Source organism: Pseudomonas sp. PDM24, from assembly GCF_019218905.1.
Classification (GTDB): Bacteria; Pseudomonadota; Gammaproteobacteria; order Pseudomonadales; family Pseudomonadaceae; genus Aquipseudomonas.
Genome location: NZ_JAHUWR010000002.1, coordinates 508,321 through 534,830 on the forward strand (window position 1 = coordinate 508,321; position 26,510 = coordinate 534,830).

Here is a 26,510-nt window from a genome sequence, read left to right on the forward strand (position 1 = left end):
ACGACCTGCTTTGCAGAACTATCAACTCAACGCTTCTTGTCCGGGGCCGTCGCCAGTTGGCGTGCCCGCTCTATCGTCGCGCGTATTAAACATGCATCAGGAAACTCCCCGAACATCGTTGTATACGACTTCACGTCCATCAGGCATTCCGCATCTCGAAATTTCATCCAGACTCTCTGAGTATCTCTCAGCCCTTTCTGAGCGTTTTCGTCCAGGCGAGTCATACGATCCCGATACACAGAGTTAAGTAGCGCATCTGCATCAGCAAGTACCACACTAAGTACCCCATGAGGCGTGGATGGCCACTCCCCGTCCGCTAATGCTTGCTTTGTTTCATTGTTCCAATTGTAAAAGCCATTTTCTTCAATTCTCAGCAGGGCATATCGCCCATGATGATTTGTCGGATCAGTCGTGCTAACTTCCGAATGATAAACAATCTCTAGATAGATAGGATCGGTTGAGCGCTGAGGATCATTCAACAGCGTTTGGCGGACAATAGCCCGCTGTTTCTTGCTCTCGCTGATCTCTATCGAAAAACATGGATCCGGCCCAGGACGATCAGACGACTTAACCCTCTCCAGGCATTCCTTACGAACTGCCATAGAGGGCGTATCTGAACCTCCACCTACGTCTACTACCCTGACAAGCAGGCGTATCTCAGGATCTTTGGAAAAATCGGCCTGTAGAACGGTCGCAACCATAGTTCCTTCTGCTTTCACAATCGAAGACAGCAAAGAAACCATTAAAATGAGGCTGGATCTAAATATCATCATTCCTTGATACCCGCAGAAAAAATTGACAACAAACTAACAATTTACTTTCCCCCAAACTGCAAAAACAATCGGAGCAGATCTATTTATCGAGTTCCGTTGCGGTTACCAAGCCCGAGAAAATAGGCGTGTCCACCTTTCACAAAACACAGAAATAAATCCGTCCCCCTTTCCGCTCTCCCCTTTTCGCTCCGGACAGATTTACTTACCCACACCTAACTTTCTTTACATAAATCCACCTGCTTTTTTGACAGCCGCTCATGTACCATGACTCATATTAAACCAAAACTTTCTACCACCCCACTACCTATCTTCACTGGCAACCAAATGGAATTCCTTACCATCAAACTCATAATATCTAGTTCTATATTTTCGCGAGACTTTATTGTTGTTAGCATCCACTTCCCGATTTTGAGCGACCCCCATTATCACAACCAACCTGCTATTAGCCCTAAAGTCTATATCGAACGACTCCTCAGTTTCCTCATCGTCTGCCTTGTAAGCATTCGGCAAGCTCCTTACAACCTCCCCAGTTTTCGCATCAATGACTTCTCCACAAATTGAACCACCACCACACTCACCGGTAAAAAGAATATAATGACCTGCAAAGTTTACTGCTTTTTTTGCGGCATTATTTCTTAATTCATCCCAGCGCTGACCCGCGGTATCAATTTTAGCTAACGGATGACTTGCGCCCTTATACAAAGTGCCGGCGTCGTATTCTGAAAATGATGGAGGCGCCGCAAACGCTAAAGCACTAATAAAACAAAGCAATAGAAGTGTTTTAGACAAAAATTTACCCAGCATTTCTTTTAGACTCCTCGAGTGCACGGACCATTTCGTCGGGTGTAATATGAGCAGAGTTCAGCCCATCGCCTTGATAGAAAGATACTCCTTCCGACTGAGCATGTCGCTCGACCCACTGTTTTTTATGAGTTACAGGGTGAAGAATTGGGACGCCTGCAGCATCCTTCAAAACTATAGAGCTGATTTTCTTTCCTTGCCTTACGCCTGCCGACGCAAATTCTTTCGCCCATGCGTAAATTGCATCCTCCAAGTGAAAATAAGGGGACCGATTTATATACCGACCTCAACAAAAGCCACCTCACAAATCGCCCCCCTTTATTTTCTACTTCAGAACACTACGCTCCCTTGCACGCTCAGGAATTTTCTGCTGTTTACCGCCCGCGATCATAAGCTCGTTATACGTTTTATAGTTTTTCGCGGCGGTAGCTTTGTCGCCTTCCGACCAATATGCATCTGCAATATTGAGATAGGCCACAACTCGTTTCGGATTATCGGCAATGACTTTTCCCAACAACCAAATAGCATCATCATTGAATCCGGCCTGCTGCCAAAAATAAGCAATATCATTAAAGCTTTGCTGGTCACCACTTGAGCAACCATGGTCAGTTATATACTTCTCTATAAAACCTCGTTTCGGAAAATTCACGAACGCTTCTTTATTTTTATAAAGCCGAGATGTTGCACTTTTAAACTCTGTCAGAATCTCACTTTTCAGGCTCGCAACAGTTTTCTCTACCAGTCTTTGTTTCTGCATGCAATCTTCAGTCGTACAGGCTTCCGTTGCATCTTGCTCAATAACTGAATAACAGTACGGTTGCGATGAATCAGAGGTACTTGGTCCCTTCCGCAAATAAACAAGTCGATCCTGATTTATTTTTAGTGTTTTACAGTAGGGTACCGTTCCGAATGAATCAGGAACACCCGATTTATTTTTTACAACATCCACCGCACTTACAACCTTACTCGTCTCAAGAGTTTTAACTTTTCCGTCCTGGCTGACAAACCAGAAGCTATTTTCCTGAGAAGTGCAGTCACATTCGCAGCTCAGCACGTAATCTCCACTTCTGATGTCCCACTTGGACTTGGCTACACCGTCAGACCCACAATAATTCTCTGCAATGGCCACAGAGCAAACGTTGGTATCCGGATCGCATGCCAGCTTTTTACCCTCGCCCCACGCTGAAGATATCAGCAACAGAAACACATATAACCAACGGCTGTTAAAGCTCACAGATATCACCCTCAATTATGACCGAAAAGGGGGCAGATTTATTAATCGACAGCTAGACCTACCTCATAAATAAATCCGCCCACTTTTTTGCTATTTTTTACTCCTGATATCTTCACGCCGACCCAATCATTGCAAGAATTTCACGGTTTCCAACGTAGCCTTTATTTCCTCGAAGCTTTTTTGGTCGAGCAATAATGGCTTGGAATAATTCTCAGCTGCGCCCACCAGAACATTACCACCTCGAACCAGACAGAAACTTACACGAGTGATACCGTCTTTCCTCTTATTTCTAAAACCAAATATAAACCCCGACCAATTAGCACCGTTAAGCTCTTGAAAAATATACTCTTCTGGTCGCCCTGCATTATTATTTGGCGCCCACCCTTTGTCTGTCAGTGTCGCGGGGCATTTAAGATTATTAGTTTCTTTCACATCCTGAAGTTCAGGGCTAATCTCTTCTGGATTAGAATTTATGCCAGCACCCTGCAGATCGAAACTCTCTGTACTATCACACATCACCCCAAACCACTTTGATTTCAGGTCACTATCTTTCTTGAAGCTCCAATTATATCCAGCAGACATTTCCACCTGTGTAAGATACGGCCAACTCTTGTCTTTCGGTACGGTTTTTGATTCAAGAAATACAACATCAGGAGTATTGAACCTTACATACTGATTTTTAAGCAGCACCATAGAATAACTGCAATTACCCTGATGTATTGCAGCTATTGCTTTTCCAGAAACATAAGCAGAATAGCCTGGTTGATTTCCTATATCCACGACAGAAATTTGCCCTGTATCAGAGGAAAATACCGGCGCTGAAATCAAACATCCGACTATAGATACGTGCCATCTGCTTGCTTTTTTCACTATTCAATGCTCCGACGAACAAAGTCTTGTGGTGTGTTAGATGAAGAGCCAGTTGATGTTGGAAATACCAAATGATCAAGCAGTACTACTTGTGCATTTGCAAACGCGAGAAAACGCGCTTGAACCCCCCATATCGATGCAAAATTAGTTGATGGCGAACCGAGATTAACAGTCGCAGCGACATTCCCAAACGCTGTGTTTTCGTAGTAATGTTTAGTCTGTGCGTTCGTCGTTAATGCTCTCAATGTACTATTCGTAGAACTGTAGTATCCATCCGCCTGCTTGGAAGCTCCAGACCACGCCCAGTAGGCACCAGCACTGTTTGCAGCATCAAACGAGGTTTTCACAGCTTCCCGCTTTGCAATAACTGCTTGTGGGATGCCAGTTGAAGCGTCACTTAAAGAATTTGTAGGGTCATACATAGACTTATTGCCATTAACTATCGGCCTATTATTATTTGCCATTGCGGTGTGGGTTGCTAATATCTGCGAAACTTGCTGACTGACAGGCTCACCCTTAAACTTCCAATATTTAATATAGTTACTCGCATGAGTCAACTGCAGGAACCCTCTACCATCCCATGGCTTATACCAGTACTGACTTCCTTCATGAAGCTTTTGATACCATTGGGTTTCTTGTGTCGCATTACCAAAAAAACATGCCAACCTTACTGGAGTTACAACAAGAAACTTTCGCAATGCTTTATTCAGGTCAATACGACGCGTCAAAGCATCTGCATTTGAACTGGAAAGCATTATTGAAGCATTTGGCAAGCTTACGGACTCCCACTGCCAGGTTGGGTTTGCTTTTCGCAACGAGTTCATTGGCAGCAACTGAACGAGCTCATTCCGGCTCAACCAACTGCACTTTCTGAAAGTAGCTATAAACTCTTTCGGCGGGAAGTGCCAATGATTTGATGTTATCCCATCTAACGCTGCCTCCTCCCAAAATGCTAATTTTTCTTGATGAGCTTTAAGTTTATCATAGCTCTCTTGAGGCAAAGCCCCTCCCTCTGCGACTTTCAGCAGCCAACCATATCTAGCGTCAAAGTCACCCTTATTCCATTCGCTAGGAAATTTAACTATACAGCGCTTCAATTTTTCTTGGCTTTCGGCCAAACTAAGAATCTCAGTATTGCGAGAGCGCTCTATAACATAGCGTTCGGACAGAGCGATTTTTTCTTCCGCCGACATCCCCGAATAAGCAGAAGAATTAGCAATCGAAATTGCATCCGTGTCGTCAGGAAACTGCTCATTCCCGTTAAGTTTCAGCAACTCCCTTATACGAGAAGACTGACAGTGACTATCGGTATCAACATCATCATCAATCAGTTGCCAACCCTGCCAGCTGGGAAAGTCCGAATCACTAAAACAGCTAACTGTTGATCCATTTAAATTAACCCAAGCATTACCTGCGGGAAGAAAAATCTGACGCCAATGCGCTGCTGCTACCGGCTGAAGAGCATCTGATCCTAGCACACGACCGAAGCGTAACAGCTCAAAACCTGCACTGGGACATGCCGAAAATCGCTCATTAGCAGTCTCGAAAAGTTTATATTCAAAATTATCAGCTTCTGTAAACTCACCGAGCAACCCACCATCCTCAGTATATGTGCTTAGTACACATTTCCCTTTCTCGTACCGCATGCGAACAAACAAATCTTCCTGCGGGCGAGCAACAACAGCACTAACATTATTGGTTTCTGCCCAGCTTGCCGGATGTTCTGCATAACAAACCGCTTCGGATGGCAAGAAAAAATGCATGTCCCCCCAGCAGCTTTCTTTGCGGCCACTGGTGGTTTTATATTCTAGAGCTGGGGTGATTCGCCCAACCAGCTTATCCACTTCACCAGAAATTATTTCAAAATGGATCTTGTCTGGCTGTCCATATATTTTCCCAGCCCGCCCTAACTCATCCTTACGGTATATTTGAGCACCTATTACCGGAGCAGGCGTTATCAGCAATTTTGACAAATGCATATAGATGGAAAAATAAACAACCTTACAACTATCTCCCTCACCTATTTCTGTTTCATGCTTAAGAACAATGCAACCATTATCCGTCCAACTTTCTCGATAATATAGCGGCTCAGTGGTATCACTTGACTGCTCCGCTGGCGGGCGAAAATATACTAATTTTCCGTCCGCAATCGCTCGAACGGGAAGTGCATCAGCACCTTCACGGGGTGCCGTTAAATGGACACCGCTGTGCCAGTTAAGATCGAAGCTTAGCGGATAGCTCCCGTCTCCTGGCGTACCTCCTAGCATCGCTCTTGCTATGAAAGCTTCATCACTTTCTCCGGTCAAAGGTGCCGGTAAAAAAGGAGGGCTAATTATCATGTGTTCGTTTCCTAATCCTTGGTTAATTGCTCAGAGCATATTTGGGGTTACAGGGAGAATGGGTAATCAACGATAGGCTTAACCTTCTCAGGCACCGCATTCCCCAACGCCTGATCCATCAAACTCCCCGCCTTATCCTTATCCGCAGCCCCCGGCAGCACCGGTGGCTTAATCCCAATCCCGGTCCCACTCCCCGCCGAGCCACCGGCATTAATCTTCACCACCGGCCCAACAACCGTCACACCACCCGCATCGAGCTTGATAAAACTCCCACCGGCCTTAACCGTGAGCTCCATCCCGGCTTCGATAACAATCTTGTCCCCAGCCTTCAGGTGAATCTCTTTCCCCGCACTGGTCAGCTGCGCAGTCCCCAACTTCACATGCTGGTTCTGCCCAATCGTCAGGTGATCATCCACCCGCACTTCACTCTTGCGATCAGCAATCGTGGTGCGATGCTCCTCAGCCTTCAGCTCGGTGTAGGTGTTCTTCACCACCGTGTCGTGGCGTTCATTCCCCACCCGAATCTTCTGGTCGTGCTCGATGTTTTCATCCCAATCCCGCTGGGCATGAATAAAGATCTGCTCGGCGCCCTTCTTGTCTTCAATCCGCAGTTCGTTGTACCCACCGCCCCCCGGTGAGCTGAGGGTTTTGAATACGGTGCGGGTTTTGTTCGCGGGCAGGTCGTAGGGGACGAGGTTTTCCTTGTGGTACAGGCAACCGGTCACCAATGGCTGGTCGGGGTCGCCTTCGAGGAAGGTGACTAGCACTTCCATGCCGATGCGCGGGATGGCGATGGCGCCGTAGCGGTCGCCGGCCCAACTCGAAGAGACGCGCATCCAGCAGCTGGTTTTGTCGTCGGCGAGGCCTTCGCGGTCCCAGTGGAATTGGACTTTGATACGGCCGTATTGGTCGCAGTGGATTTCTTCGCCTTTGGGGCCGGTGACCATGGCGGTCTGGCTGCCGAGGACACGGGGTTTCGGGTGTTGTAGCGCGGGGCGGTAGAAGACGTTCCACGGGGTGGCGAGGAAGCGGTTGCGGTAGCCCTGGTGGAAGTCGTCTTTGTTGTTGGTGGTGTCGCTGGTCACGGATTCTTCGAGCACTTGCGGCTGTTTGCCTTCGTGGACGATTTCGGTGAGTAGCCAGAGGTCGTTCCACTCGGTGCGCGGGTGGTCGGAGATTTCAAGGAAGTGGCCGCTGGCGAGGGTGGTCTGGTCGCCATGGCCTTCGGCTTGCTGGTAGTCGGCGCGGTGGCGTTCGAGGGCGCGTTGGCTGAGGAATTTGCCGCGGGCGCGGTCGAGGAAGCGGCCGGGGTAGTCGTAGTCTTCGAGGTCCGGTTCGGTGCTTTCGCCGTCGGGTTTATAGCCGGCTTCGAGTCGCAGGTTGGGCTTTTCGAAGTCGTAGTCGCGGCGTGTGACGCGGCCGGTGCGGGTTTCCAGGCGCAGTTTGAAGCCTTTGATTACCGGTTCATCGGCGACCATACCGCTGCCTTGGACATAAGCCGTTGGCTGGCCGAGTTTGGGGAACACGGTCTGGTCGTCGCCGAATACCAGCAGGTGGGCTTTTTCGCTGTGCTGGAAGTGGTAGTGAATGCCTTCTTCTTCGCACAGGCGCTGGACGAAGTGCAGGTCGGTTTCGTCGTATTGCACGCAGTAGTCGCGGTCCGGGCACGGGGTGTTCAGCTGGAAGCGGTAGGCGTTGCCTTTGATGCCGTGTTCTTCGAGGATCAGCGCGATGATTTTCGGCGCCGACATCTGCTGGTAGATGCGCTGGTTGGTGCGGTGATGCAGGTATTGCAGCTGCGGCACCAGGGAGACTTTGTAGCGGGTCAGGCGCTTGCCGGCATCGCCTTGGGCTACGCGGTAGATCTGGCCGTGGATGCCACTGCCTTTCGGGTCGAATGCGAGGAACGCCTGCTTGTGCAGGAGCTTTTCCAGGTCCAGATCCGGGTTTTCGCTGACCAGTTCCAGGTCGAAGCGATACGGCTGGCTGATGCCTTCGGTGCCGGTGAACGACAGCACTTGCAGGTCGCCTACATAGTCTTCAACGGTCAGGCTGAAGTGCGTTTCGTTAGCTGGGTTGAACATAAAGTGCTCCCTGTTCGAATGTCATCCGTTACGCCCGAAGTCGCAGACGTTGTAGCCAGGACGAAGTGGCGCCCAAGGCGTCACGCAATTGGGTGGCAGTGATGCTGCGTTCTGCCGCGTTGAAACTCAGCGCGGTGCGCAGCGCTGGCCAGCAGTGTTTCGGTAGGTTCCGCGGAGCCTGCAGCTCGCGCTCCAGGTGTTCGTCGCGGGCCTGGGTCGAGGGCAAGCGGCGGAACGGGTGTTTGCCGCCCGCCAGTTCATAGATCACGCAGGCCACGCCGTACACGTCCGCGCTGGCCGACAGCGGTTGGCCTTCGAGCAGTTCGGGGGCGGCGTAGCCGGGGGTCCAGGCGTTGAAGCGGCTGCGGCTCAGGTGTGGCAGGCCGGGCAAGATGCCCTCTTGCGCCTGGCCGAGGCCGAAGTCGAACAGGCGCACGCCCTCTTCGCTGAGCATCACGTTGCTCGGCTTCATGTCACCATGCAGCACGCCGCGAGCGTGGGCGTAGGCCAGCGCGTCGAGCAGCGGCAGCGCGATGTCACGCAGTTCTATCCACGGCAGGCCCAGGGGCCGCTCGCAGAGTAATTTGTCCAGGGTCAGCCCACGCATGAGTTCCATGGTGATGAAGGCGCGCTGGCAGTCGGTGTCCACTTCAAAGGTGTGCGGTCGCAGCACGTTGTTGTGGCGCAGTCGTCGGGTCAGGGCGAACTCGCTGTAGAGCAAGGCGCTGGCGTCCGGCGATTCGGCAAATTCTTCGCTGAGGATTTTCAGCGCGATGTAAGGATCGGGATCGCCGAACTGTTCGCTCAGCAAGTCCCGTGCACGGTAAACCGCGCCCATGCCACCGGCACCGAGCAGGCGCTCGAGGCGGTAACGTCCCGCCAGCACGTCCGGCAGTTCACCGATACTCGCCCGGGTCGGCGCCAGCGCAGGCTCGGCCTGATGCGGCTTTCCGTTTAGAGGCTTTCCGTTTAGAGGCGTGGCGAAGGCGAAGTAAGTCAGGTTGTTGGCTTCTTCCTCGGTCACCAGCAGGTCGTCGATCGGCGGCATGAATTCAGTCATTGGCGGATCACCACGGCAGTCAGATTGTCCCGGGCCGAGCCACGCAGCGCGCTGTCGAACAGACGTTCCAGCGCAACGTGCGGCGCGGTCAGGCTCAGGGCATTGCCCAGGGCATCGCTGCTCAGCCCTTGATACAAACCGTCGCTGCACAGCAAAAACGCATCGCCGGGATAGACCTCGAGTTCGAGCACGTCCAGGGTCAGCTGCTCGGCAGCTCCGACCGCACGGGTCAGGGCGTGGGCGGCCGGGTGAGCCTTGGCTTGCTCGACGCTCATGTTCTGCTCGTCGATCAGTTGCTGTTGCAGCGAATGGTCCTTGGACAGCTGATACAAACGCTGGCCGCGCCACAGGTAGCAGCGGCTGTCGCCGGCCCAGATGCAGGCCGCGCGATTGCCTTCCACCAGCAGCGCCACCACGGTGCTGCCCATGATGCTGTCGTGACGCCCGGCAGTGACGGTCAACTCCTGACCCAAGCGGCGGTTGAGCCAGTGCAGGCACTGGCGAATACCTTTGAGTCGTTCGTCGAAGTCCTCCTGCACCGGCAATTCCGCCAGGCTGGCGACGATCAACTGGCTAGCGATATCGCCGCCCTGATGACCGCCCATGCCGTCCGCGACCACCCACAGCCCCTGCTGTGGACAGTCGAGAAAAGCATCTTCGTTGCGCGCCCGAACCTTGCCCGGATCGGTACGCGCAGCGCTGCGCCAGGGACTGGCAACCAGCATCAGAGCTGCACCGGCATACGGAAAGTACGCAGCACGCCCATGTCGAACGGGTTCGGTGTGCGCTGGCTCGACAGCAGGTAGTTGGCGCGCAGGCCACCCACGTCAGCCTTGAGCACCAGCACGTCGCGACCGGTCAGGTACTCGGTCTGCATCAGATCGAACAAACGGAACAGCGACCATGGGCCGGAGTTCTTCTCGATGCCGATCGGGCGGCCGGCCATTTTGTCGAGGACCAGGCTGGTGCGACCGTCTTCAGCGTCGGTCGGCCATTTGAAGGACACCGGCACGATCGGGCCGTGGCGGTATTCAATGGTCTTGTCGCCAAACTTGAACTCGGAACGGCTGACGGCCGGGTCGAGGGTGTACGGCTCCAGTTTGAACTGCACTTGCGGCTCGGCCGGGTTGCTGGCGAAGAAGCTCTGGCGGATCACTTGTGCCGCGGCCATCTGGTCGAGGTAGACCTTGGAGATCGGCATGCTGTGACCGTCAATGCTGCGCAGGCGATAGTTGCCTGGGTCGCCACTCACGAACGGACGCATGTAGTTGTCGAAGAAGCGATCGGCGATGCCCTGGGCCTTGAAGAACTCGCGGAAGTCGCTGATCGCGACATCGCTGGTGCTGTGGGCGCTGAACGGGTAACGCTTGTTGATCGCCTTGCCGTAGAAGCTGTAGAGCTCGCTCTGATAACGCTGGTTCAGGTACTGGTAGGAATCGTTGAGCACCAGACGCCAGGTGTCTTCGGCCAGCACGTTGAACCACACGCTGACAGGCCGCGGCAGACGGTTCGAGGCATTGCGCAAGTTGCTCAGCGCGTCACGCTGGCCGCTCATGCGGGTCTTGGCCATTTCGAACGCAGCTTGTTCCGGCGCGCTGGCACGGGCCAGGCTCGACAGTTGCAGTTGCAGGTCGTTGAGTGCTGTCAGTGCCGGGGTCAGGTCAGCGGCCGGGCCGTTGTTGTCGTCCAGCAAACGGTGCAGCGGTTCGAAGCGACGTTGCAGGGATTTCTTCGCGGTGTCGGGCAGCTGCTTTGCCATATGAGCGGTCATGTCCGACGCTTTGTCCGCAGCGGCCGCAGCGAGCTTGCCGAGCTTGCCGCCCTTCTCGCCCAATTTTTCAGCCGCCTCGGCGGCTTCATCGGCGCTGTCTGCGATCACCGGGAAACGGGTGTTCTCGCGCACTTCCACCAGCAGTTGCAGCACCGGCGAGTTGGCCGACGTCAGGCCCGCCAGTTGCTCGGCCCCTTCACCGGCGTCGTTGATCGGTGGCAATGCCACCTGACCGACCGCTTCGCTCCAGAAGTTGGCGTAGTCGCGGAAATACAGCTGCTCCAGCTCGACCATCAGGCGACGCAAGTCCATGCCGCTGATGCCCGAGCCTTCGCCCAGCACCCAGTTGTCACGCAGGATGTCGGTGACCAGCGCCGTGCCCTGGACCGAGAAATACTGCTGATAACCCTGTTGGGTGTAGAACCCCGGAATCACGTAATCGGTGCCGACAAACAGCGCACCCTGTGGGCCCAAGTGTTGGCTGAAGCGGTATTCCGGCAGATTGCGAGCCTGCTCGCGCAGCATCCGGTAAACCACGTTGGCCAGCGACTCGCTGCGCAGCACCTGACGCGCCTGCGCCACCAGTTGCTCATTCAGCGGATAGATAAACGGCTGCTTGAGCAAACGCTCGAAGTGGGTGTTCAAGCCGTTCTGCACTGCGGTGTTGCCGGCGTAGCGCAAGGACCAGTCAGTAGCCACCCAATCCTTGAGCCACGCAGCATCGCGGCGATCCTTCATGTTCAGCATCAGGTACGCACGCAGGCTGTTGAGCAGGCGTTCGCGGTCCTTCATGTTGGCGCGAATCTGCCCTTCCAGCAGGCTCGCAACCCGTGGCAGCAATTGCGCTTCAAGCTCACGCTCGTAGGCGCTCCTGACCACCGGATTGGCGTCTTCGCCTTGGTACAGGCCGCCGCGCTCGTGGTACGACACGTCACCTTTGTTCGGGAAGACCTGGGTCGCCGCATAGCGGGTGTCGAGGGTCTTGAGCACCGCCATCGAATCATCACGGGCGGTCAGGACCGAGCGTTGCTGATTCCAGGTTTGCGCCAGTGAACGCAGGTTTTCCAGACGCTCGTAGTTGGCCGAGAAACCACCGGCCCACAACATGCCGAACAGCGCCAGCGCCGCCAGTGCGCCCACGTACAACGCACGTTGGCCCCAATGGATGCGGCTGCGTTCGCGCTTGTCCAGACCGGCCAGATCGGCCTCGGGGAAAATCACCCGGCTGAGCAAATGGTGAATGAACCGCGAACGGCCGCTGCGCAGAGTCGGCAGCACACCGGTGTTCATCCCCAGATTGGCGCCGATGCCGGCGGTGGTCTGATCCATCTGTTCGGTCAGGTGCGGTGCGCTGATCAGGTAGAAACCGCGCAACTGGCTGACACGCTGGTAGCGGTTGCCGGTGAACGCCATGTCGACGAACAGGCACAAGCGCTCGCCGATTTGCCCCAGTTGATGCGGGAAGTCGAGGATGCGGCCACGGCGCTGGGTGTCGCGTTCCTGGTGCATGCGCATGATCACCTGGCTGTTCAGGCGACGCAGCAGCTCTTCGAACTCGGCGCGCAGCACAGCCACGTCGGTGCCGCTCTGCTCTTTGCGGAAGCTGGTGCCGAGTACCTGATCGCTTTCTTCGCGGGTCAGTTGATCGAAGAACTCGTCGAAACCGAGCAGGCGGTCGGCCTTGCTCAGCACCAGATAAATCGGCACGTCGACGTGCAGTTTCTGATGCACGTCTTGCAGACGCGCACGCACCTGGCGGGCCAGGGTGTCGAGGTCTTGCTCGCTGCCGCCCAGCAGGGTTTCCACCGGGATGGTCACCAGCACACCGTTCAATGGACGGTTGCGGCGACGCTTGCGCAGCAGGTCGAGCAAGGTGCTCCATGCGCTGCCATCGACTTCCGCATCCGGCTGGGTCAGGTAACGCCCGGCGGTGTCGATCAGCACGCCGTGGTCGGCGAAGTACCAGTCGCAATGCCGGGTGCCGAGGGTGTCGCGGGTGAGTTTGCGGTCGATCTTGTTGATCGGAAACTCAAGCCCCGAGAAGTCCAGCAGGCTGGTCTTGCCGCTGCCCTGCGGGCCGATCAGCAAGTACCACGGCAAATCGCTGCGCCAGCGTTCACTGCGACCGCGATAGAGGCTCGAGGTCTTCAGGGTTTTCAACGCATCCTTGAAGCGTACGCGAAGCTCTTTCTGCTCTTCGTCGATCAGCTCTTCACGGCGGATACGGTCCTGGCCATCTTCGGTTTCTTCCACAGCCTTTTTGCGCACACCGGCGCGCCAGCTGACGAAGACCATGGTCAGCCCCCAGATCAGGAACAGCACACTGATGGTCAGCAGGCGGGAGGTCGAACCTTCCCAGAACTTGTAGTCATTGACCGCCAGCAACGGCCCGACGAACCACACCAGCAGCGCGATAAACAGCACCAGCAGCAGGGTCCAGACCCAGGTCTGGCGCAGGAATGCGCCGACTTTCTTGAAAAACTTTTTCATCACACGTCCCTGTTTACGGCTTCGACTGCGGCTGAACCGCAGCCGGATCCAGCTGCTGATAAGGTTGCAAAACGGTTTCGCGTTGCTCGCCCAGCACCCAGGCGAAGCCCGAATACATCACCACCAGGCAGACCACGGTGAACAGCACCACCATCCACGCCGGCACGATGCGCACCAGGCTGCGGCGCTGATCGTTCAAGCCTTCCCAATGCGGCGACAGCTCACGCGGCACGTCGCCGCGCAGTTGCCGAATCTGCCGATACAAGGCGTCGCGGATGCCTTCGAGCTCGAGCATGCCGCGAGCCTGCACCCGGTACTTGCCTTCGAAACCGAGGGACAGGCACAGGTACATCAGCTCCAGCATCGGCAGGTGCTTGACCGGATTTTTCGACAGGCGATCCAGCAGCTGGAAGAACTTCTCGCCACCGAAGGTTTCGTTGTGGAAGCTGCTGAGCAGGCTCATCTGCGACCACTCGCTTTCGTTGCCCCACGGCGTGGTGACGACGGCTTCGTCGACCACGGTGCAGAGCACGTAACGGGCGGCCATCACCTGGCTGCTTTCAGCGCCGTTATGCAGCGCACGCACTTCAAACAGCTTCAGGCCGGCGGTCAGTCGCTCGTTGAGCGCGTACAGGTCTTCGCGGGTGTCGCTGTGCTTGAGTCGCACCACTTCCGACAGCAGGTCGGACGCCGCGGCCACCAGCGAATTGAGGCTGATGTTGAACGCTTCGGCCGGGCGCAGGCGCGCGGCGTAGATCATCCGTTCTTCCAGCTGTTCGAAACGCGGCGGTGCGGCGAAGTCAGTCAGCGGACTCGACGCCGGGCCGTGCCCCTGGCGGTCGAGCAGGACGGTTTTGTCGTCCTGGTTGTATTCCATGTCCTTGATCATGTCGGTCAGTTCCTGATGGCCCAGAATTTCAGTTCAAGCTCGGCGAATTCGCCGGACACGTGGAACGCGAAGCCGCCGGAGCGCTCGAGTTGCGCCAGGTCTTCGGAACTGAGTTCGAGGATGAAATAGGTTTTGTTGGAGTGGAACGCGATCTGCCGTGGGGCCACCGGCAACGGTTTGACCTTGATGCCCGGCAGGTGCAGGTTGACCAGTTGGCGGATGCGCTCCACCGGGCCGACCTTGAGGTGCGCCGGCAAGCGATGGCGCAGTTCTTCGGAGTCGCAGTTGGCACTGGCCGCGAGCACGAACGAGGCCGAGCCCAGTAGTTTGTGGTCGTGCAAGGGCGACACGATGATCCCGTACTGACGCGCTTGCAGCACCAGCTCGATGGCGTGCTGTTCAAGCACCATCGACAGCACCTGACGAATCGCTTCCATCAGTTTGCGGAAACTCGCGCCCTGGTCGCTGTGCTGGTAACGGCTGTCCAGACGCGGGCGCTTGCTCTCGCTGGAAAACGTCGCCAGATCGCCGAGCATGGTCAGCAGTGTGCGGTACAACTCTTCCGGGTGAACCTGTTCCAGGCCCAGGTAATGGCGCAGCAGCATTTCGGTGCGGTTGATCAGTTGCAACATCATGAAGTCGCCGATTTCCGCGCCACCGACCTTGCCGTTGGAGCTGATCCGCTCGGCAATCGTGTCGCCCCGGTGGCCGAGCATGCTGATGACTTCTTTGAGGCACGACAGCAAGTAGCTGGACGAGTGCGCCTGAATGTAGGTCGGCACGAAGTCGGGGTCGAGGCTGATCACGCCGTCGGGCGTGGTGTCGAGCACTTCGCAGATTTTCAGCTTCACGTAGGCCTGGTCGCTCTGCTGCTCGCCGAGCAACAGTTTGAAGTCCGGACGACCGCAGCTGACCTGGCTGGCGGAGTCGTCGCCGGCATTGGAGTCGGCGACTTCCGCGTCGTACGCGGTGTAGCGCGCCAGCACGTCGGACTGCTCCGGGCGGCGAGATTCGATGTGGTTGCCGGTGACCAGTGGCAGCGCCAGATAGATTGGCGTGTTGCCAGTGTTCGGCGGTACGTCCAGGGCCAACGGCTCGGTGTTGCCGCCGAGTTCGAACAGGCTGCCGTCCGGCAGAATCCCCGAGGCCTGGCTGATCACCAGTTTGCCCATGTTGAGAAACTGCAAGTCGATTTCCAGGTTCAGGAAGCCCCAGATGTAGCTGCCCAGCAACTGGGTGCGGGTCTTCATCTGGTGGTCGTAGTAACGATCGTTGTGCTGGAAGTGCTGCGGACGCAGCAGCATGCCTTCCTGCCAAATGACTTTATGCGCATTCATGATCAGTCATCCGCCTTGGCGAGCGTTTCATGGGTATTGCGGATGCCGGCCTGATCGAGGGTCAGGTCAGCCACGGTGACTTCCAGCGGGGTGATTTGCACGGTGTAGCGCCACTTGGTTTCCGGCAGGTCGCGGTAGGCCGCGAGCACGCCGACATAACGGCTGCCCTCCTCCACGCTGAGTTTGAGCTCGACGGTTTCACCCGGACGCAGCTCGAGTTCTTCGCTGGCCACCAGGTCCGGGACCAGGGATTCCTTGGCGCGTTCGTACAGGCTGAAGAAGTCGGCGTTCTCGAACGTCACCGGGTGCTTGAGCTCGAACAGACGCACGACAATCGGCGACGGACGCCCGTTGAGGTCCGGGTTCAGCTGATCGCTGCCGGTGAGCTTCAGGTTGACTTTGGTCACTTTGGAGTACGGCGACAACGACGAGCATCCGGCCAACAGCACGAGGGCAATGAGCGCCGTCAGCGTCTTGAAAAAAGCGGTCGAGCAGCGAGACATGCGCATCATCCTTGGTGGTCGGTGTGAAGGGTAGAAATCAGGCGGATCTGTTCTTCGTAGGCTTGGGCAAAGTCGCGGGCAAACAGGCGTTCGCTCCAGTCATCGTCCAGACGCAGAGCCTGGTGATAACGCCCGTAGGCTCTCCAGCGGCTGCCGGAGGTGGCGAGCAACGGCTTGCTGTCGCGCTCGAAGCGCAAGGTCAGTTGTTGCGGCGAGAAGTGCTCCAGGGTGCCGCGAACGGCGGCGCGACTGGCGGTCAGCAACGCCACCTGATGCGCCTGCAAATCACGGAACGCACGGGAGATCGCTTGCTCGGCCGGCAACTGACCCGGCTTGTTGCCCTGCAACAGAATGCCCAGCGCTTCACCGGCATCGACGGCAAATTTCAGCGGGTTCTTGTTAGTGCCTTGCACGGTGGTTTGAGCCAGGCGCAGTTCGTTTTTCAGTTCGCTGCGGGTGCGCAGGCTCTGCTGCAAACCGCCGACGCTCTGCTTGAGCAGGCGCGCTGCGTTCAGGGCCAGGGCTTCGCGGGCGTCGTGGTCGAGGCCTTTGAGGTCCACGCCCAACGCCGCACCGAAGTGTTCCCAGAAGCCTTCGCTCTGACGCTCGACCGCTTTGGGCGGCGGCGCTGGCGCAGGTTCTGCCGGGGCGGCGATCAGCTCCGGGACCATCAGGCTTTCCATGTCGATGCGCGCGTAGTCGGCGCGTTGACGGGTGTCTTCGATCGTGGTGCTCGGAGAGATCAGTTCGTCGATTTCCGAGTACACGCGCTCTTGCTGGTCGAGGGCATTGAGCGGGTCGAGGTCGAGGAACGCATCGTCCGGAATGATGCTGCCCGCGGCCTGCGGACGGCCGGCTTCAACGTCGAAGGTCGCCGGGTCGCGCACCAGTCGCGCGCGGATCTCGAAGTCACCCAGCACGTACACACTGCCGTGCTCGATGCGCATCGGCTCGCCTTTTCGCAGGCGCGCGCCGCTTTCGCTGTCCTGAATACCGTTGCTGCTGGTATCGGTCAGGAAAAACGTGCCTTCGCGGTAGCTGATCAACGCGTGGTGGTTGGACAGGTGACGCTTGCGGTCGGGGATGATCCAGTCGCAATCCTCGCCCCGGCCGATCACGCCACCGGCCTGCTTGAAGGTCTTCTGGCACAAATCCGTGGGCACGAACTGCTTGGTGTTCAGCATTTCGAAAACCAGTTCCATGGTGATACTCCTTGCGGTCACTTGCCGCGATTGACCGCCTGCGGATCACCCAATGGGCGATAGGTGTTGTCGTTGTATTTGTAATTGCCGCTACAGCCGCCAAGGCCGCATAGAACGACGAGGGTCAGCAGGACGGCTTGCCAGTGACGAACAGGCATCAGAGGGTCTCCATGGGTAGACAAAGCACAAAGCGCCGACCCGTTCGGGCGGCGCTGTTTGAAGCAAATGAGGCAGGTTCGAGCGCTCTAGCCATGGGGCCTGAGCGCTGCCGTTGTGGCGAGGGAGCTTGCTCCCGCTGGGCTGCGGAGCAGCCCCAAAACCAGCTGTCCCGTTTATTCAGGCAGGCCGTGTTGGCTGAACTGCGACTGCTGCGCAGTCGAGCGGGAGCAAGCTCCCTCGCCACAGAATTTCGCCGCTCAAAAAAAATGGGGTCAGCCATCGAAATCACCCAAATTGATATTCAGGCGCCCAAGGCGATAAAGCAGCGTGCGGCGTGGCAATCCGAGTTCGCGGGCGGCGAGGGTCTGGTTGCCGTCGTTTTTGCGCAGGCAATCGAGCAGCAAACTGCGTTCGACCTGCTCCAGGCGTTCGCGCAGGTTCAGGCTGTTGTCTTCCGGCATGGCTCCCATGCGCAGGGAGAAATGCTCGGCCAGCAACTCGCCGCCTTCGCACAGCAATACAGCGCGTTCGACCAAACCTTTGAGTTCGCGAACGTTGCCGGGGAAGGCATAGCCAGACAGGTGATCCAGCGCCGCGTCGGACCAACGCACGGCATCGCGTTGCAGAAACGCGCAAGCCTTGTCGGCGAAGTGCCGGGCCAGGTCGAGGATGTCGCCTTCGCGCTGACGCAGGGCCGGCAATTCGATCGGGAATTGCGCGAGGCGGTAGTACAAGTCCTCGCGGAATTTGCCTTCGCTGACCAGCACCGCCAAATCCCGGTGAGTCGCAGCGATGATGCGCACGTCGATCTTGTGGGTGTCGTTGGAACCCAGCGGGCGGATCTCGCCTTCCTGCAATACGCGCAACAACTTGGCTTGCAGGGACAGCGGCATGTCGCCGATTTCATCGAGCAACAAGGTGCCGCCATTGGCCGCGTCGAACAGTCCGGCACGGTCACGGTCGGCACCGGTGAAGGCGCCTTTGCGGTAGCCGAACAGCTCGCTTTCCAGCAGGTTCTCGGGGAACGCCGCGCAGTTCTGCACGATGAATGCCTGGGAACGTCGCGGACCGCAGTCGTGAATCGCCCGCGCGACCACTTCCTTGCCGGTGCCGGTTTCGCCGCGCAACAGCACGGTATACGGGCTGTGCAAAACTTTGCTGATCAGCGAATACGTCTGGCGCATCGCCGCGCTCTTGCCGATCAAGCCATAACCGCTGACGCTCGGGACGCTGACCGACGCCGGTCGTGTATCGCCAGCCGGCCGACGCAAACGTTGCAGCAAGTGCAATTGGCCGAGCACGAACGAGCCCAGTTGACCGAGGGAATCAGCAAAGCCTTGCAGGTCGATCTGCCGGCGACTGGCACACAGCAACAAACCTTCGACAGCCTTTTGCTGATTGACCAACGGCACGCACAACAACGACTGCCAAGGCGTGGCCTGGGGCGGCAGGAAACTGGTTTCGTGCAGGCTGCCGCTCAGTTCGCCGAGGCACACCACGCGGTTCTGGCACAGGGCGAATTGCAGCAGTTGTTCACCGTTGTAATCCGCCGGCAGGCTCGCCGCTTCTCGGGGTTGCAGGACGCCGTTCAAGCACTCGGCATTCATCCCCAGGCAGGTATGGGTAGCGTCCAGCAGGTACAGCTGCGTCAACTCGCAACCGCTGAGTTCGGCCAACCCGCGCACGAAGTCACCCAGCAGCGCAATGCCGTCCGCCGCCCGCGACAGGCTGGCGAACTGCGCCAGCAAGGCTTCGGCGTAGACCAGTGGTTGCGGCACTTGAGTGAACATCACACCCACCTCAGGCGAACTCGCACGTCACGCTGGCGTCGCCGTCGAGCGTCGCGTGGACACGCTTGAGGCTTTCGCCCGTGGCCATCGCATCGAGCAAGCGGTCGGCCACCAGCGGCAGCACGTGCAGGTCGAGCAAATGGTCGATCAGGCGCGCGCCACTGTCGCTCTGGGTGCAGCGCTCGGCCAGGTGATCGACGAGGTCCTGGGAGTAAGTGAAGTCGAGCTGACGACGGTTCAGGCGCTCGCCCAAACGGCCGAGTTTGATTTCGATCAGTTCGCGCAGCACCGGGCCGCCCACCGGGTAGTAAGGCACCACGCGCATCCGCGCCAGCAACGCCGGTTTGAAGTGTTTGCTGAGCACCGGGCGAATGGTTTCTTCGAGGACTTCGGCGGTGGGCCGCGCACCGTTTTCGCAGAGTTCGCTGATGCGGTCGCTGCCCAGGTTCGAGGTCATCAGGATCAGCGTGTTGCGGAAGTCGATCTCGCGCCCTTCCCCATCGTTGGCCACGCCTTTGTCGAAGATTTGGTAGAACAGGTTGAGCACGTCCGGGTCGGCTTTTTCGACTTCATCGAGCAGCACCACCGAGTACGGTTTCTGGCGCACGGCTTCGGTGAGCATGCCGCCCTCGCCGTAACCGACGTAGCCCGGCGGCGCACCGATCAGGCGCGACACGGTGTGCTTCTCCTGGAACTCGGACATGTTGATAGTGGTGATGAAGCGGTCGCCGCCGTACAGCAAATCGGCCAGGGCCAGCGCGGTTTCGGTCTTGCCGACGCCGCTTGGGCCGACCAGCAGGAACACGCCGACCGGGGCATCAGGCTTGTTGAGGCCAGCGGCAGTGGCGCGCATCGAACGGTCGAGGGCATGAACCGCCTGTTCCTGACCCCGAATGCGCGTGCGCAGGTCGGTGGCGAAGCTCGCGACCTTGGCGTTGTGCTCGCGGGCCAGTTGCGCCAATGGCACGCCGGTCCAGGCGCTAATCACTTCGGCCACCAGACGCGGGCAGACTTCGAAACTCACCAGACGTTCTTTGACCTGGGCCTCGGTCAGGGCGCGGTGGGTTTCGTTCAGCGCAGTTTCCAGGGACACGACGCTTTGTGCTTCGTCTATTGGCAGGGTTTCGATCACGGTGCCTTCGGCGTCTTCTTCAACCGTGATGGTCGGTTCGACGGCGGCGGCCTCACGGGCCTTGGCCAGTTGCTGACGCAGCTCCAGCAGGCGCTCGGCCAGCGCTTTCTGCTCGGTCCATAGCGTTTCGAGAGCGACCCTTTCGTCTTCAGCATCGGCCAGGCGATCTTCCAAAGCGTCCAGCGCTTCGTGATCGATCAGCAAACCAGCTTCAGCGTCACGGCGCAGGGCCTGACGTTGACGGCCACCTTCGGCCAGCTCACCACGCAGTCGCTCCAGGCTTTCCGGGGCGGCGGCGAGGCTGATGCGCACGCGGGCGCACGCGGTGTCGAGTACGTCGACGGCTTTGTCCGGCAGCTGACGACCCGCCAGGTAACGGGCAGACAATTCGGCCGCTGCAACCACCGCGTCATCGCGCAGGTAGATGCCGTGGCTCTTCTCATAAACCTGAGCCAGGCCACGCAGGATGGTCACCGCTTCGCTGACGGTCGGTTCGTGCAGTTGCACCGGCTGGAAACGACGGGCCAGGGCCGGATCTTTTTCGAAGTACTTCTTGTACTCCGCCCAGGTGGTGGCGGCGATGGTGCGCAACTCGCCACGGGCCAGGGCTGGTTTGAGCAGGTTCGCTGCGTCGGAACCGCCGGCGTTGCCGCCCGCGCCGATCAGGGTGTGGGCTTCGTCGATGAACAGGATGATCGGTTTCGGCGAGGCTTTGACTTCGTCGATCACGCCTTTGAGGCGACGTTCGAATTCACCTTTGACGCTGGCACCGGCCTGCAACAGGCCCATGTCCAGCGACAACAACTCAACGCCTTTAAGTACCTGCGGCACTTCACCGGCTGCAATGCGCGAGGCCAGGCCTTCGACGATCGCGGTTTTACCGACGCCGGCTTCACCGACTACGATCGGGTTGTTCTTGCGCCGACGAGCGAGGATGTCGACCATCTGCCGGATCGCGCCATCGCGGCACAGCACCGGATCGAGTTTGCCGTCGCGGGCCTGTTGGGTCAGGTTATGGGTGAAGCGCTGCAGCAGCGATTCGCCGGGCACAGCGGGCTTACCGGTGGCCGGTTGCTCTTTCTGCGACAGGGCGAATTCTTTCAAACGCTCGATGTTCAGCTTGGCCAGCAACGACTGATAACGGCTGCCGGCGTAGCGCATCGGGTTGCGCAGCAGGGCGAGGATCAACGCGGCTTGTTCGACCTGGCTCTGGCCCAACTCGAGGTTGGCCACCAGCAAGGCGTCTTGCAGCCACTGCACCAGTTCCGGGGCGAATACCGGGTTGCGCGAGGCGCTGTGCTCGACCCGCGATTGCAACGCGGCGCTCAGTTCGCCGGCGTCCACTTCGGCATCCTGCAACGCCCGTGCGAGCAGGCCCTGCGGGCGCTCCAGCAAGCCCAGCAGCAGGTCTTCGACGAGGATCTTGCTGCCGCCACGGGCGACGCAGCGTTCGGCAGAACTTTCCAGGTCACGACGGGTTTCGGCGTCCAGCGCCTGGATAAGTTGTTGCAGGTCTACGTTGATCATGTGTCATCTGTCCTTAATGAATTTTGCTGCCCAGGGTCACCACGCCGTCCGCTTTTTCGCGGCCGAGCCAACTGGTCCACCCCAGGCGACAGGCGTTCTGCTCACCGATGCGCAGTTCGCGGATTTCTTCCTGGCGCAGCACCAGGCGAATGTCGTAATCGAGCGGGTCACGCAGGGTGAACCGCACCAGCGCGCACAGCGGCTGGTAGCCGAAACCGATCGGCAGGAATTCGTGGAAGCGTTGCCAGTCGAGTTCGCGGATATGAATGCGGAATTTGCCGCTGCGATCGCGCACGTGTTCGCCCAGCACCAGGTCTTCGCCAAGCATGCTGTTGGCCCGGCCCAGGCGATTGCGTTGCTCGTCGAGGATTTCAACGCGGCGCTCGATGCACTGCTCGATGGTCAGTTCGGCGTGCTTGAAGTAGTAGCGCAGCACCGCTTCGATCAGCGCCGCCGAGTGCGCCCGCAAACTGAGCAGGCCGAGGTACGGCAGCAGGCGTTTCCAGTTCAGCTCCTGGGCCCTGCGGATCTCTTCACCGCCGAGGCCGATCAACGCAAACAGCTGCGACGAAAACGGGTCGAGGGCGCCGCTCTGGAAGCTTGCGCGGTAGCGGTATTTTTTCCAGATCGGCAGCATCAGCCGTTGCAGGCGATGGTGGAACAGGTCGAGGAAGTTGCGGGTCGGGTTGCCGTCTTCGCTATCACCCAGGGCCTGTTCGCCGTAGAACGCCGGGAGCGGCGAGCCGGAACCGACCAGGCCAATCAGGTTGAAACGCAGGCGCGCACGCATCTGCCCATGCTCTTTGAAAAACTCCACGCGATCGACGTCGCTGCCAGGGAAACCCAGGCTCGGGTTGGCCTGGAATTCCAGCTGGTCGTACAGGTCGTCTTCGCTCAGGTGCGGGTGTGCATCGCGCAGCCGGTCAATCACCAGCAGCACAGCCTGAAACAGCGAGTACTCGCGTATTACCCGGGTCAGCCCGCTTAAAGCAGGGGCTGCAGGCCCATACGTGGTGTCCATTGGTACACCTCTCCCTGTGTGCTTTTTACCCGCAGCTCGTGGAACGAATTGAGACTGGCGTAAAGCGCGAAAAACTCGTTAAGAACCGAAGCGAATACGAACAGGTCGCCCTCGCCGATATACCCTTCCGGGTCGATGGTCAGCTCGGTGCGCAACCCGCGTACCGGCAACCCTCGGTGCAATCTGTCGACGTGTTGGTGCTTGATCGACTTGAGCCCGCCCAGCAGGCGCTTGCTGACTTTTTCCGCGTGTTGGTCGTAGTAGCGCGGCAGGTCGTAGGTTTCGAGAATCACCTTCAGCGCATTGACGTCGGCCAGCGACAGATAGTTGAGCGACATGTTGCTGATCAACTTCCAGAGGAAGTCACGGTTCAGCGGCGGCGCGAAACTCGACGTGGCCGGGGTGATGTTGCGGAAGCTCAAAAACTCCGGCGTCTCTTCACAGGCCATGCAGATGTCGCCGAGCTTGAGCTTGCGCGGCAGGTTCTGGTTGGTGCACATCAGCTCGATCGACAGGGTTTCGTGGGCTTCGGTGTGGCGGATGCCGAAGCTCAGGTAGGTGTCGAGGCCGTCGTGCAGCAAGGACGAACGCTGGCGGATGCTGTAATGCGGACGGCTGGTGGGCACGTCGAAACTTGGGTCGTGTTCGAAGGATTCGAACGGCACGTATTCCTGATAACCGAGGCCGCCGGGCTTCCAGCCAGTGACGGTTTCCACCGAGAACACGCCGCAGTTTTGCAGGTCGTATTCGGCCGGTAGCAGCAGGTATTCGTCCTGTTTGCCATCGAGGCGAATGGGCAAAGCATCGTGCTCGAACAGGTTAACGATCGGCGTGCAGTAGAGCTTCACGTTGTCCAGAGTCGGACGCATACGCATGATGCCGCTCTTGCGAATATCGAAACGCAATTCGAGGCCGCGCATTTGCTTGAGCGTGTCTTCCGGCAGTGCCTTGAGCAGGTCCAGACCGTTGATATCAACGAAGAGAAATTTGTCCTGGAAGGCGAAATATTCCTGCAGGTAGCGATAGCCGCGGAAAGTGTTCAGCGGATACGGGATCAATGCCTCTTCTTCGGCAAAACCCACCGGCTGCACGCGGTCGCCGGGCATCTTGAACGCCATCGGCTGGCCACTCACACCGTTGATAGGCTTGCCGTCTCCATCCAGCGGGATCAGCTCGATGCCTTCAAGATTGCGCAACAGGCTCAGGTAAAGCATCTGACTGATGTAGCGCTCACCGGCAAAGTGCAGGCGCAGACGACTCAGCTCCAGCTCGCCAAGGTGACCATCGGCGCTCATCTCCAGACGCAGGCTCAACAGCGAACCGTCACCCTTCACCGAGTAATTCAGCGCAGCCAGATCCAGCGGCAACACCTCGGTCGGGTAGCACGTGCGAAAACGGCAACGCACATCATCGACCGGCACGCTCTCGACCGGCGTATCACGCTCGACCCTCAACGCAGGCCCGGAACGCTTCAACGGGTCGAACTGCAAAATGCTGAACGCCGGCAGCGGCCGCATGTAGTTCGGCCACAGCAACTGCATCAGCGAATGGCTGAGTTCTGGCAACTCGTCGTCGAGTTTCTGGCGCAGGCGGCCGGTCAGAAAGGCAAAGCCCTCCAGCAACCGCTCCACATCCGGATCCCGCCCGGCTTGCCCGAGAAAAGGCGCCAACGCCGGGCTACGCTCGGCGAATCGACGACCTAACTGGCGAAGTGCGGTGAGTTCGCTTTGGTAGTAGTGGTTAAAGGACATGGAGTAGTTGCCTGATCATGAATTTAGTGAAGTTACCGCACTAGCACGAAGCCGGCGTCGGACAATCAGTCGATGAACTAGTGAGCGTGTGAATAACGCGATGACACTCATACCTCCTGTCAGCATGCTGTATGCCATCGCACGAACTGGATTCTCAGGAAGAAAATAGAAAAGTACGATCGCGACCATCAGCACTATCGTTGCAAACTTCAAAGCCATTCTAGGCAGCACGAAAACAACTACATTGATGAATATAAAAAATCCAAACATCAGCTCAGCAGTTATCCCAATAGCAACGCCCCTCGCCGTGAAGCCGCCCATTCGTTCTTTATAAAAAGAAACTCCAAGATCATGAACAAATACATACAAAACGATCACCAACAAGTAAGCAACAGCCCCGAAAGTTATTTTCGCGACCTGGGCACCATTAGAAACGGCGCAACTCATCGGTGTCGGATTGGAATTCACATCAAGCTCCATTAATTAAACGCTTTTTTGTACCTATATCACTACCTTGCTCACAGCGATTCACGTTTTTGGAAAAACTTTGTCCAAACCCTCACCAGCAGACTGGACATGGCAATTGCAATAAAAGTCAAACTCCCCGACAGCGCACTATATGCCATACCTCGAACAGGGTATTGTGGAAGCATGTAATACAAAATAGCCGAGACCATAAACACGGCCATACCAATTTTGACTGGCATCTTCTTAACAAAAACAATAATGAAATTACAAAATACAAAAAAGTAAAAAATCACATACATCCCCATCCCGATAGCGACACCACGAGACGTCAACCCGCCCACCATCTCTTTGTAGATTGGCACCGCATAATTATTCATGACAATGTAAAATGCACATGCCAGAAAATGAATCAGGAACCCTATGACTATTCGACTATTCATTTATTCGCCAACCTGCTTATTCCAAATTCCATATTTATCCAGTTCGCCCTGCAAAATTGGGTTCTCCAGCCTGACATTAGATGTCGGCACGTAAGGAATGCTGACAGGATTCATTTCTTTTTCGGTACTTCGAATAGGGCTCGCTACGTGACGCTCTACGACAAGCTTAAAGTTTTCGGAAGCCCACAACGCTGCTCTTAAAATAATGAAATTATCATATTCATTTTTTTCATCGACTTTAGCCCCGATTGGCATACCGTCACCAAACTGGATACCAGTCACGATCGTTTCCTTGATTGCGGTATCAATATCTTGATACCGCTCTAGATAAAGTCGATACGTGTCTACAGCGAAAGGAATTTGCCCTATCCCATCAGTCCAATAAGGCTTATCTTTGATAAACACCATCAAGTAGCCGTCACCGCCAGCAGACCTCACTTTCCAATCAGCATATGATTGCTTGGCATAAGCAACTGATGGCCTGTCAACATTGGCGTAATCAATAATCTCCTGCCATTCGAAATGCTTATACGCGACATACGCTTCAGAACCTGCTTGCGTGGACTCCTCATTCAACCAAATAAGCTTTCTATAATTATCTGCCAGCGACTCAAACCATTGATACTTTTCCGCGTATAGTTTTTCCGCAGTCATGATTCGAAAACTTTTATCCTCGGAATCAGGCTTCAACCCAAACAACGGCGTACCGTTTGTACGAGTAATTAGCCAGATACTTGGAAGCGGCACCGACTTTGGCTTTACATCTTTACTCTCGGTTGTTTCTGCTTCAACCTTTAGAGCCGTACTGCCTTCAGAGGTCAAAAAGGTGTAGGAAACACCGTCTACAACAACAATAGTCTCCACGTTTT

21 protein-coding genes are annotated in these 26,510 nt (G+C 56.8%); all 21 read right to left on the reverse strand.

The genetic code is table 11. The features are described 5' to 3' along the window. Positions 1–26 precede the first annotated feature (26 nt). Entirely contained in the window at positions 27–773 is a 747-nt protein-coding gene (locus KW837_RS10240; RefSeq protein ID WP_256348651.1) for a lysozyme inhibitor LprI family protein, read from the reverse strand. 300 nt (positions 774–1,073) lie between these two features. Continuing rightward, positions 1,074–1,577, reverse strand: a complete 504-nt coding sequence (locus tag KW837_RS10245) for a hypothetical protein (protein ID WP_007894620.1) — start codon at positions 1,575–1,577, stop codon at positions 1,074–1,076. Positions 1,578–1,899: 322 nt separating this feature from the next. Further along, the gene (locus KW837_RS10250) at positions 1,900–2,808 is read right to left on the reverse strand and encodes a type IV pilus biogenesis/stability protein PilW (protein WP_218395486.1); all 909 of its coding nucleotides are present in this window, start codon (positions 2,806–2,808) and stop codon (positions 1,900–1,902) included. Positions 2,809–2,934: 126 nt separating this feature from the next. Beyond that, positions 2,935–3,678, reverse strand: a complete 744-nt coding sequence (locus KW837_RS10255) for a hypothetical protein (RefSeq protein ID WP_218395488.1) — start codon at positions 3,676–3,678, stop codon at positions 2,935–2,937. Next, complete coding sequence (locus KW837_RS10260) at positions 3,678–6,017, reverse strand: M23 family metallopeptidase (protein ID WP_218395490.1); 2,340 nt, start codon at positions 6,015–6,017, stop codon at positions 3,678–3,680. Before KW837_RS10260 ends, KW837_RS10255 begins: the two co-directional genes overlap by 1 nt. 47 nt (positions 6,018–6,064) lie before the next feature. Next, positions 6,065–8,101: a type VI secretion system tip protein VgrG gene (locus KW837_RS10265; RefSeq protein ID WP_218395492.1), complete on the reverse strand. Its 2,037-nt coding sequence runs from the start codon at positions 8,099–8,101 to the stop codon at positions 6,065–6,067. A gap of 28 nt (positions 8,102–8,129) precedes the next feature. After that, positions 8,130–9,161 carry a serine/threonine-protein kinase gene (locus KW837_RS10270; RefSeq protein ID WP_218395494.1) on the reverse strand — a complete coding sequence of 344 codons (1,032 nt, stop codon included), beginning with the start codon at positions 9,159–9,161 and terminating at the stop codon, positions 8,130–8,132. Further along, positions 9,158–9,886 (reverse strand): PP2C family serine/threonine-protein phosphatase, encoded by a 729-nt coding sequence (locus KW837_RS10275; protein WP_218395496.1) that lies wholly within the window; start codon positions 9,884–9,886, stop codon positions 9,158–9,160. The genes KW837_RS10270 and KW837_RS10275 overlap by 4 nt, the downstream gene beginning before the upstream one ends. Beyond that, positions 9,886–13,422: a type VI secretion system membrane subunit TssM gene (gene tssM, locus KW837_RS10280; protein ID WP_218395497.1), complete on the reverse strand. Its 3,537-nt coding sequence runs from the start codon at positions 13,420–13,422 to the stop codon at positions 9,886–9,888. The genes KW837_RS10275 and tssM overlap by 1 nt, the downstream gene beginning before the upstream one ends. Positions 13,423–13,435: 13 nt before the next feature. After that, positions 13,436–14,311 carry a type IVB secretion system protein IcmH/DotU gene (icmH, locus tag KW837_RS10285; protein ID WP_218395499.1) on the reverse strand — a complete coding sequence of 292 codons (876 nt, stop codon included), beginning with the start codon at positions 14,309–14,311 and terminating at the stop codon, positions 13,436–13,438. 5 nt (positions 14,312–14,316) lie between these two features. Continuing rightward, a complete protein-coding gene (tssK, locus tag KW837_RS10290) occupies positions 14,317–15,648 on the reverse strand; it encodes a type VI secretion system baseplate subunit TssK (protein ID WP_008007641.1) in 1,332 nt (443 codons plus the stop codon). A 2-nt stretch (positions 15,649–15,650) separates the two neighbouring features. Then, complete coding sequence (gene tssJ / locus KW837_RS10295; RefSeq protein ID WP_008007643.1) at positions 15,651–16,151, reverse strand: type VI secretion system lipoprotein TssJ; 501 nt, start codon at positions 16,149–16,151, stop codon at positions 15,651–15,653. A gap of 5 nt (positions 16,152–16,156) precedes the next feature. Next, entirely contained in the window at positions 16,157–17,353 is a 1,197-nt protein-coding gene (gene tagH, locus KW837_RS10300) for a type VI secretion system-associated FHA domain protein TagH (RefSeq protein ID WP_218395501.1), read from the reverse strand. A 17-nt stretch (positions 17,354–17,370) separates the two neighbouring features. Next, positions 17,371–17,511 carry a hypothetical protein gene (locus KW837_RS10305; RefSeq protein WP_007894589.1) on the reverse strand — a complete coding sequence of 47 codons (141 nt, stop codon included), beginning with the start codon at positions 17,509–17,511 and terminating at the stop codon, positions 17,371–17,373. Positions 17,512–17,784: 273 nt separating this feature from the next. Continuing rightward, positions 17,785–19,302 (reverse strand): sigma-54-dependent Fis family transcriptional regulator, encoded by a 1,518-nt coding sequence (locus KW837_RS10310; protein ID WP_218395502.1) that lies wholly within the window; start codon positions 19,300–19,302, stop codon positions 17,785–17,787. Between the two features lie 10 nt (positions 19,303–19,312). Next, positions 19,313–21,961, reverse strand: a complete 2,649-nt coding sequence (gene tssH, locus KW837_RS10315; protein ID WP_218395504.1) for a type VI secretion system ATPase TssH — start codon at positions 21,959–21,961, stop codon at positions 19,313–19,315. Between the two features lie 13 nt (positions 21,962–21,974). Continuing rightward, on the reverse strand, positions 21,975–22,982 hold the full coding sequence (gene tssG / locus KW837_RS10320; RefSeq protein ID WP_218395505.1) for a type VI secretion system baseplate subunit TssG: 1,008 nt from the start codon (positions 22,980–22,982) through the stop codon (positions 21,975–21,977). Next, positions 22,946–24,733 carry a type VI secretion system baseplate subunit TssF gene (gene tssF, locus KW837_RS10325; protein ID WP_218395507.1) on the reverse strand — a complete coding sequence of 596 codons (1,788 nt, stop codon included), beginning with the start codon at positions 24,731–24,733 and terminating at the stop codon, positions 22,946–22,948. Before tssF ends, tssG begins: the two co-directional genes overlap by 37 nt. 15 nt (positions 24,734–24,748) lie before the next feature. Then, positions 24,749–25,201, reverse strand: coding sequence for a hypothetical protein (locus KW837_RS10330; protein WP_371317123.1), 453 nt, complete (start codon positions 25,199–25,201; stop codon positions 24,749–24,751). 50 nt (positions 25,202–25,251) lie between these two features. Further along, positions 25,252–25,641: a hypothetical protein gene (locus KW837_RS10335; RefSeq protein ID WP_218395509.1), complete on the reverse strand. Its 390-nt coding sequence runs from the start codon at positions 25,639–25,641 to the stop codon at positions 25,252–25,254. Beyond that, positions 25,642–26,505 carry a hypothetical protein gene (locus tag KW837_RS10340; protein WP_218395511.1) on the reverse strand — a complete coding sequence of 288 codons (864 nt, stop codon included), beginning with the start codon at positions 26,503–26,505 and terminating at the stop codon, positions 25,642–25,644. Positions 26,506–26,510: the final 5 nt, after the last annotated feature.

Excerpts from the sequence above, each read along its gene's own strand:
- KW837_RS10270 (WP_218395494.1), bottom strand. The coding sequence starts at position 9,161 with ATGACTGAATTCATGCCGCCGATCGACGACCTGCTGGTGACCGAGGAA.
- tssJ (WP_008007643.1), bottom strand. The coding sequence starts at position 16,151 with ATGTCTCGCTGCTCGACCGCTTTTTTCAAGACGCTGACGGCGCTCATT.
- KW837_RS10240 (WP_256348651.1), bottom strand. The coding sequence starts at position 773 with ATGATGATATTTAGATCCAGCCTCATTTTAATGGTTTCTTTGCTGTCT.
- KW837_RS10260 (WP_218395490.1), bottom strand. The coding sequence starts at position 6,017 with ATGATAATTAGCCCTCCTTTTTTACCGGCACCTTTGACCGGAGAAAGT.
- KW837_RS10275 (WP_218395496.1), bottom strand. The coding sequence starts at position 9,886 with ATGCTGGTTGCCAGTCCCTGGCGCAGCGCTGCGCGTACCGATCCGGGC.
- tssK (WP_008007641.1), bottom strand. The coding sequence starts at position 15,648 with ATGAATGCGCATAAAGTCATTTGGCAGGAAGGCATGCTGCTGCGTCCG.
- KW837_RS10245 (WP_007894620.1), bottom strand. The coding sequence starts at position 1,577 with ATGCTGGGTAAATTTTTGTCTAAAACACTTCTATTGCTTTGTTTTATT.
- tssF (WP_218395507.1), bottom strand. The coding sequence starts at position 24,733 with ATGTCCTTTAACCACTACTACCAAAGCGAACTCACCGCACTTCGCCAG.
- KW837_RS10305 (WP_007894589.1), bottom strand. The coding sequence starts at position 17,511 with ATGCCTGTTCGTCACTGGCAAGCCGTCCTGCTGACCCTCGTCGTTCTA.
- tssG (WP_218395505.1), bottom strand. The coding sequence starts at position 22,982 with ATGGACACCACGTATGGGCCTGCAGCCCCTGCTTTAAGCGGGCTGACC.
- tssM (WP_218395497.1), bottom strand. The coding sequence starts at position 13,422 with ATGAAAAAGTTTTTCAAGAAAGTCGGCGCATTCCTGCGCCAGACCTGG.
- tssH (WP_218395504.1), bottom strand. The coding sequence starts at position 21,961 with ATGATCAACGTAGACCTGCAACAACTTATCCAGGCGCTGGACGCCGAA.
- KW837_RS10265 (WP_218395492.1), bottom strand. The coding sequence starts at position 8,101 with ATGTTCAACCCAGCTAACGAAACGCACTTCAGCCTGACCGTTGAAGAC.
- tagH (WP_218395501.1), bottom strand. The coding sequence starts at position 17,353 with ATGGAACTGGTTTTCGAAATGCTGAACACCAAGCAGTTCGTGCCCACG.
- KW837_RS10335 (WP_218395509.1), bottom strand. The coding sequence starts at position 25,641 with ATGAATAGTCGAATAGTCATAGGGTTCCTGATTCATTTTCTGGCATGT.
- icmH (WP_218395499.1), bottom strand. The coding sequence starts at position 14,311 with ATGATCAAGGACATGGAATACAACCAGGACGACAAAACCGTCCTGCTC.
- KW837_RS10310 (WP_218395502.1), bottom strand. The coding sequence starts at position 19,302 with ATGTTCACTCAAGTGCCGCAACCACTGGTCTACGCCGAAGCCTTGCTG.